Source organism: Aquabacterium parvum (assembly GCF_001447195.1).
Classification (GTDB): Bacteria; Pseudomonadota; Gammaproteobacteria; order Burkholderiales; family Burkholderiaceae_C; genus Aquabacterium; species Aquabacterium parvum.
On sequence record NZ_LFRI01000242.1, the window covers coordinates 1 to 273 of the forward strand.

The following is a 273-nucleotide window of genomic DNA, read 5'->3' on the forward strand; positions in this document are numbered from 1 at the left end:
TCTGCAACGCCCTTCGGGCTCACTGGGGTGTCCCCCAGCCCCCCGGCTTACTTCGACGCGGAGAGGCGCTCCATGTCATTGAGGACAGGCCGAGCATGCTGATGCACGGCCATCATGTAGGCCTGCGAGGCCTTGTTCCAGGCGTCGATGTGTCTGGCCAGGATGAACAGCCAGGGCGGCGTGTCAACATCCGGGCCAGCAGCTACGATCCCGTAGAAGGCCCTCACCGTCTCAGTGGTCATCAGCGCAGCCTCTTCGAGGACATTGCGCGCT

Annotated in this window: 1 protein-coding gene; it reads right to left on the reverse strand. The window is 63.7% G+C overall.

Going from position 1 to position 273, the window contains the following annotated elements; translation table 11 throughout:
• Nucleotides 1–47: 47 nt before the first annotated feature.
• Nucleotides 48–273: hypothetical protein (locus ABG80_RS08895; RefSeq protein ID WP_235513796.1), on the reverse strand; the 226-nt coding region annotated here is incomplete at its 5' end.